A 344-nucleotide genomic window follows, 5' to 3' on the forward strand; every position below is an offset into this window, starting at 1 on the left:
GTCCTAAAGGGTTGTCGTAGACTACGACGTTGATAGGCAGGGTGTGTAAGTGCTGCGAGGCATTGAGCTAACCTGTACTAATTGCCCGTGAGGCTTAACCATACAACACCCAAGGGGTTTTGTGGACTCAAAGAAAGACCAGACCTTGAATGAGTTTGAAGAGACTTTTAAATCAGTTTTCCAGATTATTTTGCCTTCAGTTTTTAAAAAAGCTGAAAGTAAAAGCAAAATTTGCTTGGCGACCATAGCATTGTGGACCCACCTGATTCCATGCCGAACTCAGAAGTGAAACACAATAGCGCCGATGGTAGTGTGGGGCTTCCCCATGTGAGAGTAGGACATCG

General features: G+C 45.1%; 2 rRNA genes. Both read left to right on the top strand.

Annotation, left to right across the window (positions count from 1 at the left end):
* Positions 1 to 102 (top strand): 23S ribosomal RNA (locus AB4274_RS21815); the annotation flags it as partial.
* Positions 103 to 234: 132 nt separating this feature from the next.
* A 5S ribosomal RNA gene (rrf, locus tag AB4274_RS21820) occupies positions 235 to 344 on the top strand; the annotation flags it as partial.

Origin of the sequence: Vibrio sp. 10N.261.55.A10 (assembly GCF_041470825.1) — a bacterium.
GTDB lineage: Bacteria > Pseudomonadota > Gammaproteobacteria > Enterobacterales > Vibrionaceae > Vibrio > Vibrio crassostreae_C.